General features: G+C 67.5%; 13 protein-coding genes, 1 tRNA gene and 1 pseudogene. 6 read left to right on the top strand and 9 right to left on the bottom strand.

The features are described 5' to 3' along the window. Positions 1-62 precede the first annotated feature (62 nt). Positions 63-677 carry an outer membrane protein gene (locus F3S47_RS07380; RefSeq protein WP_150444602.1) on the bottom strand — a complete coding sequence of 205 codons (615 nt, stop codon included), beginning with the start codon at positions 675-677 and terminating at the stop codon, positions 63-65. Between the two features lie 205 nt (positions 678-882). Continuing rightward, positions 883-2,007, bottom strand: a complete 1,125-nt coding sequence (locus F3S47_RS07375) for an anhydro-N-acetylmuramic acid kinase (protein WP_150444601.1) — start codon at positions 2,005-2,007, stop codon at positions 883-885. Positions 2,008-2,071: 64 nt separating this feature from the next. Here F3S47_RS07375 and tyrS point away from each other — a divergent pair, with 64 nt between their 5' ends. From tyrS to eno, 4 genes are all read left to right on the top strand, one after another. Continuing rightward, complete coding sequence (tyrS, locus tag F3S47_RS07370; RefSeq protein WP_150444600.1) at positions 2,072-3,322, top strand: tyrosine--tRNA ligase; 1,251 nt, start codon at positions 2,072-2,074, stop codon at positions 3,320-3,322. Between the two features lie 216 nt (positions 3,323-3,538). After that, positions 3,539-3,952: a Fur family transcriptional regulator gene (locus F3S47_RS07365; protein ID WP_150444599.1), complete on the top strand. Its 414-nt coding sequence runs from the start codon at positions 3,539-3,541 to the stop codon at positions 3,950-3,952. A gap of 1 nt (position 3,953) precedes the next feature. Next, positions 3,954-4,850, top strand: coding sequence for a DMT family transporter (locus F3S47_RS07360; RefSeq protein ID WP_150444598.1), 897 nt, complete (start codon positions 3,954-3,956; stop codon positions 4,848-4,850). A 55-nt stretch (positions 4,851-4,905) separates the two neighbouring features. Next, positions 4,906-6,183, top strand: a complete 1,278-nt coding sequence (gene eno / locus F3S47_RS07355; protein ID WP_150444597.1) for a phosphopyruvate hydratase — start codon at positions 4,906-4,908, stop codon at positions 6,181-6,183. A 74-nt stretch (positions 6,184-6,257) separates the two neighbouring features. Here eno and F3S47_RS07350 read toward each other — a convergent pair whose 3' ends face one another. Then, entirely contained in the window at positions 6,258-6,860 is a 603-nt protein-coding gene (locus F3S47_RS07350; RefSeq protein WP_191090113.1) for a PRC-barrel domain-containing protein, read from the bottom strand. Positions 6,861-7,034: 174 nt separating this feature from the next. Here F3S47_RS07350 and F3S47_RS07345 point away from each other — a divergent pair. Further along, positions 7,035-7,460: pseudogene (locus F3S47_RS07345) on the top strand (cupin domain-containing protein). On the opposite strand, the gene F3S47_RS07340 reads toward F3S47_RS07345, so the two are convergent. Continuing rightward, the gene (locus F3S47_RS07340; RefSeq protein WP_223877751.1) at positions 7,457-7,906 is read right to left on the bottom strand and encodes a PRC-barrel domain-containing protein; all 450 of its coding nucleotides are present in this window, start codon (positions 7,904-7,906) and stop codon (positions 7,457-7,459) included. The pseudogene F3S47_RS07345 and the gene F3S47_RS07340 sit on opposite strands and share 4 nt — an antisense overlap. Positions 7,907-8,157: 251 nt before the next feature. Next, on the bottom strand, positions 8,158-11,805 hold the full coding sequence (locus F3S47_RS07335) for a vitamin B12-dependent ribonucleotide reductase (RefSeq protein ID WP_150444594.1): 3,648 nt from the start codon (positions 11,803-11,805) through the stop codon (positions 8,158-8,160). 505 nt (positions 11,806-12,310) lie between these two features. Here F3S47_RS07335 and F3S47_RS07330 point away from each other — a divergent pair. Then, on the top strand, positions 12,311-12,781 hold the full coding sequence (locus F3S47_RS07330) for a hypothetical protein (RefSeq protein ID WP_150444593.1): 471 nt from the start codon (positions 12,311-12,313) through the stop codon (positions 12,779-12,781). An 11-nt stretch (positions 12,782-12,792) separates the two neighbouring features. On the opposite strand, the gene F3S47_RS07325 is transcribed toward F3S47_RS07330, so the two are convergent. The 4 genes from F3S47_RS07325 to pdxH form a co-directional block, all read right to left on the bottom strand. Then, positions 12,793-12,869, bottom strand: a tRNA-Pro gene (locus F3S47_RS07325). A gap of 52 nt (positions 12,870-12,921) precedes the next feature. Beyond that, the gene (locus F3S47_RS07320; RefSeq protein ID WP_150444592.1) at positions 12,922-13,446 is read right to left on the bottom strand and encodes a DUF192 domain-containing protein; all 525 of its coding nucleotides are present in this window, start codon (positions 13,444-13,446) and stop codon (positions 12,922-12,924) included. Then, on the bottom strand, positions 13,398-13,949 hold the full coding sequence (locus F3S47_RS07315) for a cold-shock protein (protein WP_150445034.1): 552 nt from the start codon (positions 13,947-13,949) through the stop codon (positions 13,398-13,400). The genes F3S47_RS07320 and F3S47_RS07315 overlap by 49 nt, the downstream gene beginning before the upstream one ends. Positions 13,950-14,062: 113 nt before the next feature. Then, positions 14,063-14,668: a pyridoxamine 5'-phosphate oxidase gene (gene pdxH / locus F3S47_RS07310; protein ID WP_150444591.1), complete on the bottom strand. Its 606-nt coding sequence runs from the start codon at positions 14,666-14,668 to the stop codon at positions 14,063-14,065. Positions 14,669-14,797: the final 129 nt, after the last annotated feature.

Here is a 14,797-nt window from a genome sequence, read left to right as displayed (position 1 = left end):
GAGTATGACACGGTCCTCCGCACCGGGCCGGGTGATGCGCCCCGGCCCGGATTCGGCAACTCTCAGAATTCGAAGGACACGCGGGCGTTGGCCGTGGTCGCGCTGACGTCGACGCCGCTGTCGTCGAAGTCCTCGAACTCGTGCTTCAGAACCTCGGCGCCCACGCGGACACCGTCGCGCACGCGGTATTCCATGCCGACACCGGCAAAGCGGCCGGTATCCTCGCCGGAGAGCCCGCCGCTGGTCTCGGCCATGGCGGCGCCGGCGGTGACATAGGGCAGGATGCGGCCGGCGTCGTAGCCGAGGCGCAGCTTGGCGCGGGCGATGTCGTCGACCTCGGTGCCGGTGTCCTCGTCCTCGATGTTCGTCCAATCGTAGTCGACCTCGGCACCGGCGACGACCGCGCCGAAGTCATAGAGGTAACCGGCGTGGAGACCGTATGTCGCGCCTTCGCCCTCGGCATCGCCGGAGGGCGCGGCGTCTTCCGCCTCGATCTGGCCGTAGCCCAGCTGGGCACCGCCGTAGAAGCCGCTCCAGTCGCCGCCGGTGCTGACCACCGGCGCGGGGGCGACGGGCTGGACCGGCACCACCGGATCGGCGGCGGGCTGGTCGAGACCGGCAGCGGAGAGGGGACCCGCGGCGACGAGCGCGAGGGCGGAAATCGTGAGAGTTTTCATCTGGGACTGCTCCGTATCTGAACTGGACCTTTGCGCCGGTCGGCGCGTGGCCTCTGCACCGATAACGGCACTGGACGGCCCTGGTTCAATCCACAGGGGAGACACTGAGCAGAGGATTGCCGCCGCGCTCTCCGGCCTGAGCCACATCCCGCCGCGTGACCCGCAGGCAGGGGACGCGCCTGTCGCGAATGGGCTTGCGCGGCGGTCAGCCGGTGGAGAGACTCGCGGGGCGCGCCTCGGGCCGCGAGAGCACGCCACCCCCGACCGCCGCCGCGACGCCAGTGGTTCCGGGCGCCGAGGTGGGCAGCCCCCGAATGACCCGGACGGCGAGATGGGCGAAGGCCTGCGCCTCCAGCATGTCGCCGTCGATTCCTACCTCCTCCACCGGGGCCACCGGGATCCCGGTCCCGGCGGCGATCATCTCCATCAGCGTCGCGTTATGCCGCCCGCCGCCGGTCACGAGCAGCCGCTCGGGCGGGACCGGGCAGTGATCGAGACCCGCCACCACCGAGGCCGCCGCGCAGGCCGTCAGCGTCGCCGCCGCGTCGGCATCCGGCAGCTCCGCCACCGATCCGGCGAGCGCCGGGAAGGCGCCGCGGTCGAGGGATTTGGGCGGAATCCGCAGGAAGTAGGAATCGGACAGGAACCGGTCGAGAAGGTCCTCGCGCACCGTGCCCTCGCGCGCGAGGGCCCCGTTCTCGTCCCGCGCCTGGCCCCGCCGCGACCAGAGCAGATCGTCGACCGGGGCGTTCGCGGGGCCCGTGTCGAAGGCCAGCAGAGCGCCGTCGCTCTCGGGCTTCGGCAGGCGGGGGTCGATCCAGGTCAGGTTGCCGACGCCCCCGAGGTTGAGAAAGGCCAGCGGCTCCTTCGCCTCCAGCCAGCGCGCCAGGGCGAAATGGTAGAATGGCGCGAGCGGCGCCCCCTGCCCGCCGAGCCTCACGTCGGCGCTGCGGAAATCCCAGATCACCGGGATCCCCAGGAAATCCGCCAGGGCCTGGCCGTCGCCCGCCTGGTGGGTTCCGCGCCCCTCCGGCTCATGCGCGAGGGTCTGGCCGTGAAAGCCCACGATCTCGGCCGGGAAACCTTCGAGCGCCGCCATGTGGGTCTCGTCCACGACCTCGGTCGCGGCGGCGACACCCGGCTCGCCCGGCCAGAGGCCCAGGCCCGCACGCAGGATCATCCGGTCGGTCGGCGAATAGGGCCGGTAGGCCGAGGGCCCGAACTCGTGGATTCGCTCGCCGTCGGTCACGATCACCGCGGCATCCACCCCGTCGAGCGAGGTGCCCGACATCGCGCCCAGGGCCTGCACCGGCCCCCTGCCCTTCAGCATCGTCTTTTCCTCGTCCCGCTCGCGCCCTATAGAGTGCCGCGCAGCCAAGGCAGGGACAAGAGCGATGACCTACCATCCGAAATCGGACTTCATGGCGACGATCATGGAGCGCGGCTTTCTCGCCGATTGCACCGATTACCAGGCGCTCGACGACGCGCTCTCGGAGGGACAGGTCACCGCCTACATCGGCTACGACGCCACGGCCAAATCGCTGCATGTGGGGCACCTGCTGAACATCATGCTCCTGCGCTGGTTCCAGAAGACCGGCCACAAGCCGATCACCCTCATGGGCGGCGGCACGACGAAGGTGGGCGACCCCTCCTTCCGCGCCGACGAGCGCCCGCTGCTGACGCCCGAGGCCATCGGCGAGAACATCGCGGGGATGAAGTCCGTCTTCGCCCAGTACCTCGACTACGGCGCCGAGGGGAACGGTGCGCTCATGCTCGACAACGCCGAGTGGCTGGACGGGCTGAACTACCTCGAGTTCCTGCGCGACATCGGCCGGCACTTCTCGGTGAACCGGATGCTCTCCTTCGAGTCGGTGAAGTCCCGCCTCGACCGGGAGCAGTCGCTCTCGTTCCTCGAGTTCAACTACATGATCCTTCAGGCCTACGACTTCCTGGAGCTCAACCGCCGCTACGGCTGCCTGCTGCAGATGGGCGGCTCGGACCAGTGGGGCAACATCGTCAACGGCATCGACCTGACGCGGCGGGTGCTGGACCACGAGATCTTCGGCCTGACCACGCCGCTGCTGACCACCTCCGACGGACGCAAGATGGGCAAGAGCCAGGGCGGCGCGATCTGGCTCTCCTCCGAGATGCTCTCGCCCTACGAGTTCTGGCAGTTCTGGCGCAACACGACCGACGCCGACACCGGCCGCTTCCTCAAGCTCTACACCGAGCTTCCGGTGGAGGAGTGCGAGCGGCTGGGCGCGCTCGGCGGCTCCGAGATCAACGATGCCAAGATCATCCTCGCCAACGAGGTCACGAGCCTGCTGCACGGGCCCGAGGCCGCCGCGGCGGCGGAGGCCACGGCGCGCGAGGTCTTCGAGAAGGGCGGCGTGGGCGCCGACCTGCCGACGCTGACCGTCAGCGCCGAGGAACTCGGCGAGGGCATCTCGGTCGTCCAGCTCATCGTCCGCTCGGGCCTCGCCTCCTCCGGCAAGGAGGCCAAGCGCCTCATCGCCGACAATGGCGCCCGGATCGACGACGCACCGCTGACCGACGCTGGTCTCATGATCGACGCCGAGAGGCTCGCCGCCCCGATCAAGCTCTCCGCCGGCAAGAAACGCCACGCGCTGGTCCAGCTGGGCTGAGCCGGGTCCTCTTCTGGGCGGAAATATCCCTCGGGGGGAGTCTGCGCGCCGCGCGCGCGGACGGGGGGCAGACAGCCCCCCTGTCGCCCGGACCCGCCCACGGCGGGGCCGGGCAGATCCAGCGCGGCCGCAAGGCCGCACCGCGCGGTCGCTGCCCACTGGTCCCGGCGGCGTGGCTGCGCTAAGCGGGACGGACCAGCAACCGCGACCGGGCCGATGGCGAAGACGATCCTGCAGCGCTGCGAGGCCAAGGGCCTGAGGATGACCGGCCAGCGCCGGACCATCGCGGCGGTGCTCGAGGACGCGACCGACCATCCGGACGTCGAGGAGCTCTACGCCCGGGCCTCCGCGGCCGACAGCGCGATCTCGCTGGCCACGGTCTACCGGACCGTGAAGCTCTTCGAGGAGCAGGGAATCCTCGACAAGCTGGACTTCGGCGACGGCCGCGCCCGCTACGAGCGGGCCGAGCGAGAACACCACGACCACCTCATCGACCTCGACACCGGCGACGTGATCGAGTTCGTGGACCCCGAGATCGAGGAGCTCCAGGAGCGCATCGCGCGCAAGCTGGGCTACCGCCTCACCGGCCACCGGCTGGAACTCTACGGCCGACGGCTGAAAGACGACTGACATGGACAACCTGCGCGGCGCGCTCTTCATGACGCTGGCCATGGCCGGCTTCGCGGTCGAGGACGCCTTCATCAAGGCCCTCTCGACGGCGATTCCCACCGGCCAGGTGATGATGCTGATCGGCGCAGGCGGGCTCCTGGCCTACTGGATCCTGCTGGCGGTCCGGAGACAGAAGCTCTTCACCCGCGCGCTGCTTTCGCCGGCGGTCCTGTTCCGGAACCTCTGCGAGCTGCTGGGCACGCTGGGCTACGTCCTGGCCTTCACTCTGGGCGATCTCTCGACCGCCTCGGCGATCCTGCAGGCGGTGCCCCTGGCGGTGGTCATGGGCGCCGCGGTCTTTCTCGGCGAGACCGTCGGCTGGCGGCGCTGGACCGCGGTGGGGCTCGGGTTCCTGGGCGTCCTGATCGTGATGCGGCCGGGCGCGCAGGGGTTCGACCCGGCGACCCTCTGGGCTCTGCTGGGCGTGGCGGGACTCTCGGCACGAGACCTCGCCACGCGGCGCATTCCTGCGGGCGTGCCCTCGATGCAGCTCTCGGCGACCGCCTTCGCGGTGATCGTGCCGGCGGGCGCAGTGATGCTGATTGTCGGCGGCGACGATCTCGTCACGCCCTCACCAATGATCCTGGCGGGCGTAGCCGGGACGCTGCTGGTCGGGATGATCGCCTATTCGACCATCGTCGCGGCCACCCGCATCGGAGAGATGTCGGTGATCGCGCCCTTCCGCTACTCGCGCATCCTCTTCGCGCTCGTCATCGCCGCGGTCTTCTTCGGCGAACGGCCCGACGCCGCGACCTACGCGGGCGCCGCGCTGATCGTGGGCTCGGGGCTCTACGCCTTCTGGCGCGAGGCGCAGCTCAAGCGTCGCACCGCTTCCCTCGCGCGGGGTGCCACGTTATAGGCGGGGGGACAGGTTTCGAGCGCCGTTAGCGCAATCATCCACTCCGGGGAGCCCCATGAGCACCATCATCGACATCCACGCCAGAGAAATCCTCGACAGCCGCGGCAATCCCACCGTCGAGGTGGACGTGACGCTCGAGGACGGCACCATGGGTCGCGCTGCGGTCCCCTCGGGCGCCTCCACCGGCGCCTACGAGGCGGTCGAGCGGCGCGATGGCGACAAGGATCGCTACAAGGGCAAGGGCGTCCGCGACGCCGTGGCCAGTGTGAACGGCGAGATCGCGGAGGCGATCCTGGGCTACGACGCCACCGAGCAGGTCGAGATCGACATGGCGATGATCGAGATCGACGGCACCGACAACAAGGGCCGGCTCGGCGCCAACGCGATCCTGGGCGTCTCGCTCGCGGTCGCCAAGGCCGCGGCGGACTTCTGCGGCCAGCCTCTCTACCGCTACGTCGGCGGCACCTCGGCCCGCACCCTGCCCGTCCCGATGATGAACATCATCAACGGCGGCGAGCATGCCGACAACCCCATCGACATCCAGGAATTCATGATCATGCCGGTCTCGGCCGAGACCGTGGCCGAAGCCGTGCGCTACGGCTCCGAGGTCTTCCACACGCTCAAGAAAGAGCTTTCGGACGCCGGCATGTCCACCGGGCTGGGCGACGAGGGCGGCTTCGCGCCCAACCTCAACGGGACCCGCGACGCGCTCGACTTCATCCTGCGCAGCGTCGAGAAGGCCGGCTACACCCCCGGCGAGGACATCTGCCTCGCCCTCGACTGCGCGGCGACGGAATACTTCAAGGACGGCCAGTACGTCATGGCGGGCGAAGGCAAGACCCTCTCCCCGGAAGAGAACGTGGCCTACCTCGAGGCGCTCGTTAAGGACTACCCGATCATCTCCATCGAGGACGGCTGTTCCGAGGACGACTGGGACGGCTGGGTCGCCCTGACGAAGGCGCTCGGCGACCGGGTGCAGCTGGTGGGCGACGACCTCTTCGTGACCAACCCCAAGCGCCTCGCCATGGGTATCGAGAAGGGCGCCGCGAACTCCATGCTGGTCAAGGTGAACCAGATCGGCTCGCTCACCGAGACGCTGCAGGCCGTCGAGATGGCGCACCGGGCCGGTATGACGAATGTCATGTCCCACCGCTCGGGCGAGACCGAGGACGCGACCATCGCGGATCTCGCGGTCGCGACGAACTGCGGGCAGATCAAGACCGGTTCGCTCGCGCGTTCGGACCGGCTCGCGAAGTACAACCAGCTGATCCGGATCGAGGAAGGCCTCGGCTCGGCCGCCACCTTTGCCGGGCGCTCGATCCTCAAGTCCTGAGGAAGCCCTCAACCGCGCACGAAAAAGGGGGCCGAAAGGCCCCCTTCTCCGTTGGATGATCCGGTTCTAGCGGATTACCACCAGTTTTCGCCGACGTTCTCGAGGTTCTGAAGCTCTTCCTCGGTCATGCGGGTGACGTAGGAATAGGCTTCCACGTCGCCTTCCGGGTTCACGAGCTTCACGTCGTCGAGGTTCACGAGCACGTGGCTGTCGCCGATGTCCAGGAAGCCGCCGGTCTCGACCACGAGGCCGGTCACTTCGCCGTTGGCGGAGAGGGCCACGTCGGTGATGTTGCCGATCTGGTCCCACTCGGTGTTGACGCCGTCGTAGGAGTCCATGTCGGCCCACTCGGCTTCGTCGTACGTCTGCAGCGTGTAGACATCGCCGTCGAGGATTTCGCTCACACGGATGATGTTCTCCATGCTCTGCTCATCCATCGTGCCCGACGGATACTCGTCGGTGGAATCGTTGGAGGCGGTCATGGTCTCGCCCGACTGCTCGCCGGAGTTGGCGCCGTCGGTGTCTTCCATGGTCGCTTCCGCGTTCATGGTGCTTTCAGTGTTCTCGCCGGACATATCCGAGCCGGTTTCGCTCGTGTGGCTCTCGGCAAAGCCCGCGGTACCAAGCGCGGTGGCGAGAGCGGCGGCGGAGGTGGTTAGAGCGATACGCGTAAGCATGTCGTCTCCTTTCATTTGCGTTTCGCCTAACCAACGTGGGCAGTGGGGGTGAATGTTCCGAAGCTGCCCCCCGAATTTTTCAACTTTATTCTCAATGCCTTAAGGGAAGGCCTCGCAGTTTCCCCATTTTGCATGGCGATGGACGGCCGGAATGGAGCTCTCTAACGTAGGGGAATGAACGCGGATCGCATCATCGAATTGCTGGACCTCTCCCCGCACCCCGAGGGCGGGCATTTCCGGCAGACCTGGGAGGCCGGCACCGAAACCGGCGAGCGCCCCGCCGGAACCTGCATCTACTTCCTGCTCGCGGCGGGCGAGCACAGCCATTGGCACCGGGTCGACGCGGCGGAGATCTGGCACTTCTAGGCGGGCGCGCCGCTGACCCTCTCGATCTCCGAACGAGAAACGGGGCCCGCCGTGGATCACCGGCTGGGCCCCGATCTTCTGGCTGGGGAACGGCCCCAGGCCCTGGTTCCCCCGCATCACTGGCAGATGGCGCGCACGATGGGCGACTGGACGCTGGTCGGCTGCACCGTCTCGCCCGGCTTCCGGTTCGAGGGCTTCACCCTCGCAGAGCCGGGCTTCGACATTCCGCGTTAGTCGTCGCCGAAGACTCCGGAGAGATCGTCCTGCTCTTCCAGCTCCTCTTCCGAGAGGCGGGTGACGATCACGAGGTCGTCGTCGCCCTCGGGCACGAGGCGGATGTCGGCGAGCGGCAGGAGCACGTCCTTGTCGCCGATCCCGAGGAAGCCGCCCACGTCGACGGTCACACCGACGACACGGCCCTCGCGGTCTAGGATGACGTCCTCGGCCTCGCCGATCGACTGCAGGTCGCTGAGCATGGGCCCGAAGCTGTCGCCGCTGTCCCAGAAGGCTTCGTCGTAGGATTCGGAGAGCGTGTAGATCTCGGCGTCGGCCACGTCCTCGGCCCGGACCATCTGGGCCATGTCGCTCATCTGGGCGGAGCCGTCATCGATGGCGGCGGCGTCCTGGGCGGTGGCGGCGAGGGGAAACAGGGCGGTGGTCAGCGCGATGGCAAGGCGCATGGAACTAGCTCCTCTATGCAGGAAGACGTTTGCCATAGAACGCCGGGCCCGGCCCCGCCGTTCCCGGCACCGCTGGCATGCCGAAGAAAAAACGGGGCGCCGAAGCGCCCCGTGAGTCTTGCCGTTCAGGCTCGATATTTGATGTACCGCCCGGTTTCTGCCTGCGGCCTGAACGTCATGCCCTCCTCGGAGGGCGGGTACGGAGGGGGCAAATGCCTGTCTGCCCGTCGTCCCCCGTATTCCGTGGTCTCCTAGCTGCAGCCGCTGGTGCCGCCGCAGGTGTTGCACTTCATGCAGGTGCCGTTGCGCACCAGCGTGTAGTTGCCGCATTCGCCGCAGGGGTCGCCCTCGTAGCCCTGCATCTTGGCCTTGTCGCGGGCCGTGATGGCGAGCCCGGAGGTCTGGCCGGCGCCCGAGGCGCTGCAGGTCTCGGGGACCACCGTCTCCAGCGTGGCCACCGCGCCGGCGTCGTAGGCGGTCTCACCGCCCTGCCCGCCCTGGTAGACCATGAGCTCGGTCGGCACCCGCTTGCGGATGTAGCCGGAGGAGGCCACCTGGCGCAGCACGTCGATGGGCGACGCGCCGCGGCTGTCGGGGACCTCGCGGAAGTTGGGCGCGCCCTCTTCCTCGCCACGGCCGATCTCGTCGAAACCGACGCCCTCGGGCTTCACGTGGGCGAGGTCCGTCCGGTCGAGGTAGCTCACCGCCAGCTCGCGGAAGATGTAGTCGAGGATCGAGGTGGCGTTCTTGATGCTGTCGTTGCCCTGCACCATGCCCGCGGGCTCGAACTTGGTGAAGGTGAAGGCGTCGACGAACTCCTCGAGCGGCACGCCGTACTGGAGCCCGACCGAGACCGCGATGGCGAAGTTGTTCATCATCGCGCGGAAGCCGGCGCCTTCCTTGTGCATGTCGATGAAGATCTCGCCCAGTCGGCCGTCGTCGTATTCGCCGGTGCGCAGGTAGACCTTGTGCCCGCCGATGGTGGCCTTCTGGGTGTAGCCCCGGCGGCGCTGGGGCATCTTCGAGCGAGAGGTGCGCTCGACCTCGCGGACGACGATCTTCTCGACGATCTTCTCGGCCAGCACGGCGGCCTTCTCCTGGGTCGAACCGGTCTCCAGCGTCTCGCGGGCGTCGTCGTCATCCTCGATGAGCGCCGAGGCCAGCGGCTGGCTGAGCTTCGAGCCGTCGCGGTAGAGCGCGTTGGCCTTCACCCCGAGGGACCAGGAGAGCTCGTAGGCCTTCTGGCAGTCCTCGATCGTCGCGGCGTTCGACATGTTGATCGTCTTGGAGATCGCGCCGGAGATGAAGCTCTGGGCGGCGGCCATCATGCGGATGTGGCTCTCGACCGAGAGGAAGCGCTTGCCCTTCTTGCCGCAGGGGTTGGCGCAATCGAAGACTGCGTAGTCGGCCTCCTTCAGGTAGGGCGCGCCTTCCAGCGTCATGGTCCCGCAGACGTGGTCGTTGGCGGCCTCGATGTCGGCCTTGGAGAAGCCCAGGTGCCGGAGGAGGTCGAAGCCGGGATCGCCCAGCTCGGCATCGCCGAGGCCGAGGCCCTTTCGGCAGAACTCCTCGCCTAGCGTCCACTGGTTGAACACGAAGCGGATGTCGAAGGCCGAGGGCAGAGCCGCCTCGATCTTCTCGATCTCGGCGTCGCCGAAGCCCTTCTGCCGCAGCAGAGAATGGTTGATGCCCGGCGCGTTGCCCATGGTGCCGTGACCCACGGCATAGGCCACGATCTCCTCGATCTGCGAGGGGCTATAGCCCAGAGTATCAAGCGCTGCAGGGACAGAGCGGTTGATGATCTTGAAGTAACCGCCGCCGGCGAGCTTCTTGAACTTCACAAGGGCGAAGTCGGGTTCGATGCCAGTGGTGTCGCAGTCCATCACGAGGCCGATCGTGCCGGTGGGCGCGATGACGGTGGCCTGCGCGTTGCGGTAGCCGTGCGCCTCGCCGAGGCTCAGCGCCTCGTCCCAGGCCGCGGTCGCCAGCGAGACCAGCCGCGCGTCGGGGCAGTTGCCGTGATCCAGCGCCACCGGCTTCACCTCGAGGCCCTCGTAGCCCTCGGTCTCGCCGCGGGCGGCGCGGCGGTGATTGCGGATGACCCGGAGCATGTGCTCGCGGTTCTTGGCGTAGCCCGGGAACGGGCCCAGCTCGCCCGCGATCTCGGCGGAGGTCGCGTAGGAGACGCCGGTCATCAGCGCGGTCAGCGCGCCGCAGAGCGCCCGGCCCTCCTCCGAGTCGTAGGAGAGGCCCATGTTCATCAGCAGGCCGCCGATGTTCGCGTAGCCGAGGCCCAGGGTGCGGAAGTCGTAGGACCGCTGCGCGATCTCCTTGGAGGGGAACTGCGCCATCATCACGCTAACCTCGAGCGTCAGCGTCCAGAGACGGGTGGCGTGCATGTAGTCCTCGGCCCGGAAGGCGCCGTCGGACTGGAACTGCAGCAGGTTCATCGAGGCCAGGTTACAGGCCGTGTCGTCGAGGAACATGTATTCCGAGCACGGGTTCGAGCCGCGGATCTCGCCGTCCTCCGGGCAGGTGTGCCAGGCGTTGACGGTGTCGTGGAACTGTATCCCCGGATCGGCGCAGGCCCAGGCCGCGTGGCCGACCTGCTCCCAGAGGTCACGGGCCTGGACGGTCTTGGTGACCGAGCCGTCGGTGCGCGAAACGAGGTCCCAGGTTCCGTCCTCGCGGACCGCTTTGAGGAAGGCGTCGGTCACGCGGATCGAGTTGTTCGAGTTCTGGCCGGAGACCGAGTTGTAGGCCTCGCTGTCCCAGTCGGTGTCATAGGTTGGGAAGTGGATGCTGGTATGCCCTTGCTTGGCATAATCCAGCACCCGCTTCACATAGGTCTCTGGAATGGCGACCTTCTTGGCCTCGCGGATCGCCTCTTTCAGGGCCCCGTTGGACTTGGGATCGTAGGCGTCGGCCTCTGCCCCGTCCCAGGTCCGGATCGCGGCGAAGATGGCGTTGAGCCTCTGCTCGTGCATCTTGCTTCCCGCGACGATGGACGCGACTTTCTGCTCCTCGAGGACCTTCCAGTTGATGAAGTCCTCGATATCCGGATGGTCCGCGTCCACGATGACCATCTTCGCTGCCCGACGGGTCGTGCCGCCAGACTTGATGGCGCCCGCCGCGCGGTCGCCAATCTTGAGAAAGCCCATGAGGCCCGACGACTTGCCGCCGCCCGAGAGCTTCTCGCCCTCGGCGCGTAGCGACGAGAAGTTGGTGCCGGTGCCCGAGCCATACTTGAAGAGCCGCGCCTCGCGGACCCAGAGGTCCATGATGCCGCCCTCGTTCACCAGGTCGTCAGCGACGGACTGGATGAAGCAGGCGTGCGGCTGGGGGTGCTCGTAGGCGGTCTTGGACTTCGTGAGCTTGCCGGTCTTCCAGTCCACGTAGAAGTGGCCCTGGGACGGACCGTCGATGCCGTAGGCCCAGTGCAGGCCGGTGTTGAACCACTGCGGGCTGTTCGGAGCGGCCATCTGGGTGGCCAGCATGTAGCGCATCTCGTCGTAGTAGGCGCGCGCGTCCTCCTCGGTCGAGAAGTAGCCGCCCTTCCAGCCCCAGTAGGCCCAGGCGCCGGCGAGCCGGTCGAAGACCTGCCGGGCGGAGGTCTCGCCGCCCATCTCGGCGCCCTTGGCGGGCTTGCCGCGCCACAGGAACTCGGGGACGTCCTTCTCGCGGACGCTCTCGATCTCGGAGGGGACGCCCGCCTTGCGGAAGTACTTCTGGGCGATGACGTCGGAGGCCACCTGGCTCCAGGACGCCGGGACCTCGCAGTTGTCCAGCTTGAAGACCGTGGTGCCGTCGGGATTCCGGATCTCCGAGGACGTCACGCGGAATTCGATCCCGTCGTAAGCGTCGCGTCCGGCCTTGGTGAAGCGGCGTTCGATCCTCATTGTCAGTCGTCCTCTTTGTCCCGGTGGGCCCCCGTTGTGCCGGGCGCCGTTTTCCTGCCTGCCGCGTCGCTGCGACGGCACGGGACACCCGCCCGCCCGGCATGCTGCCAAGCGGCTCCGGTGCGATGGATGGATCGCCTCCGGTTGCGTTTCTGCTAGTGTTCCCGTGTCCGTAGCTACAACATCTGGTGTTGATGCGTCCGGCCAGCACAAGGTGAACCATCTATGTATGGGGGGTCAACGGCATTTTTCGCACCAGATGTGGGATTTTCCGTTTGACCGCTGTTAGCCCCAGATTGTCCTCTGATTCCTCCCGCGATCTATCCCCAGCGACGCCGTTCCGGCGGCCCGCCAAAGCCCTTGTCCCGCCCGTAGCTTAGGCGCTGAGCTTGAGGTACAACTTCAGGCAGAGTCGCGCGGCAGGAGGCCGTCCCGCCCGGCCTTTTCGCGGCGCGGCATCCGTGCAACGCTCAAGTCCCAGGTCCCGCCGAAACCGGAGTCGACCATGCCGATCGCAGCCGCCCGTTCCGCAGTCCTCGCCATTGCCCTTGCAGGCTGCGCGGGAGAGTTGCCCGAGGGCCCCGAACGCGCATCGCCGGTCGCCGCCGAAGACAGCCCCCGCGCCTTCTTCCGCAGCTATCCCGAAGGTCTCTTCGACGCCTTCGCGCTGACCTGCGGCGGACCGGGCCAGTCGACCGTGCGCCCCGCCGACAGCGAGATCCGTTGCGAATCCCTCCCCCCGGTCGAAGCGGCCGCGGCGCTGATCCTTGCCTTCGACGGCACGGTCGACGACCTGCCCAGGGCGGTGACCTCGGTTGCCTCGCAGGAGGCGCAGGGGGGATTCGTCGTGACGGCCGATACCTACATCCGCGTTCCCCAGAAGGACGGCGGCGCGCGCATCGTGCGTCAGCGCAACGCCGAGCGCGACGCGGTGATCCGCCAGCTCCTCACAAGGGCCGGCGGCGATCCGATCTGATCCGGAAGAACTGGTCGGGGCGGCGAGATTCGAACTCACGACCCCCTGTACCCAAAACAGGTGCGCTACCAGACTGCGCCACGCCCCGACCGTGGCGCGTGATTAGTCGCAAGCGTCCGGTTTGAAAAGGCCCCGATGCGTCACTCCGGCTCGGGGCACGGTGCGACCGGATCGGGACCGATCGAGGGATGCTGCATGATGTCGCCCGCCTCGATCCCGAGCTGCTCGGCCAGCCCGCCGTTGATCTCCAGCACGTACTTGATGTCGTCGCTGCCGCCGGGAATCGGCGTCCGGTCGAGCGGCACGGCCTCGGCATGGACCTTGGCGATGGTCCCGTCCTCCTGAGCGAAGATCATGTCGAGCGGGATGAGGGTGTTCTCCATCCAGAAGCTCACCGACTGAGGCCTCGGATAGACGAAGAGCATGCCCGCCATCGTCGGCATGCTTTCGACCTGCATCAGCCCCCTCGCCTGTTCCTGGCGGTCGTCGGCCACCTCGACTCGAAAGCGCGCCTGCCCCCAGTCGCCCATGACCGTCACCCGGTCGTCGGCACAGAGGCCCTGGGCCTGCAGACCGCTCCCGGCGCTCAGGGCGACGGCGAAGGCCAGACCGGCGGCTAGCTGTCCTCTTCGGGGACCGGTTCGCTTCCCACTGCGGTTTCCCATGACAGAACCTCCATCGCCATCTTGCCGCGCTTGCCCTCGATCACGCGCATCGCGACCGCTTCTCCGGGCTGCAGGTCGGCGAAGCCCGACCGGCGCAACACTTCTATATGGATGAAGACGTCCTCGGAAAAGCCGAACACATTGCCGAACCCGAAACCCTTGGCCTTGTCGAACCACTTGACCCGCGCTGGCACCAACGGCGTCTCGCTGATGGTCTCCGGCGGCAGTTCGGCCAGATCGGCCAGCCCGGTCCGCGTCGCGGGCTCCGGCGGCTCGATTTCGAGGACCGCCACGGCCTGCCGGCCCCTCGGCGTGTCCTGGACGGAGATCGTGATCGCCGAACCATCGGCGACGGAGCTCTGGCCGAAGTTCCTTAGAACGTTTGCATGGAGGAGGATGTCAGCTCCGCCTTCGTCGGCAACCACGAACCCGAATCCCTTGTTGGGATCAAACCACTTCACCTGCCCGCGCACGACCGTCGGGTCATTGTCGTTGTCATTCATGGTCTCGTCTTTCGGTCCGGCCATCGAAACAGCCGGCGCGTAAAATGTCGGTCGGTCGGCCCCATGAAAACCGGGCCAGGATCGTAACGGAAATCGACGCTCCACGCGAGACGTCAGGGACTGAGGCGCGTTACTGTCCATCCGTCTTCCATCCCATCCCGCACCCAGCGGAAACGGTCATGAAGCCGAAACGGACCGTCGGCCCAAAACTCCACCTCGACTGGCCTGATCCGGTAGCCGCCCCAGAAGGGCGGTCGAGCCGGATCCGTGCCGTGGCGCGCGGCCTGCCGCGCGACCTCTGCCATGAGAGTGCCCCTACTGTCGAGCGGACGCGACTGTTTTGAGGCCCAAGCTCCGATCCGGCTCTTGAGCGAACGAGAGCGAAAGTAGTCGTCCGCCTTTTGTCCATCCTCGCGCTCAACGGTTCCGCGCACCCGGATTTGCCTGCGCAATGACTTCCAGTGTAGCACGAACGCGGCGGTTCCGCTCGTCTCGATCTCGTGTGCCTTGGCGCTCTCGTAGTTGGTGTAGAAGACGAAGGCGTCGGGCTCGATGTCCTTGAGCAGGACCATCCGGACGTTCGGCAGACCGGAGGCATCGACCGTGGCGAGCGCGATCGCATTCGCATCGGCGGGCTCGGCATCCTCGGCCTCGTCGAGCCACCGCTGCGCCAGCGCGAAGGGGTCCTCGCCCGCGAAAATGCCTGCTCTGTCGCTCATCCTGCCTACGTGCCGTTGAACCCGGTCGTCTCTTCTCACCTTGCCTATGAGCGAAGCCGCCTAGGCAAAAGCCACCCGGCCTGCAACCCCTGCGGGAGAGACCTAGGGCGGCTTGAAGCCCTGTCGTCG

It is taken from the genome of Histidinibacterium aquaticum (assembly GCF_008710275.1).
GTDB lineage: Bacteria > Pseudomonadota > Alphaproteobacteria > Rhodobacterales > Rhodobacteraceae > Oceanicola > Oceanicola aquaticus.
This window is presented reverse-complemented; position numbering and strand designations above follow the sequence as displayed.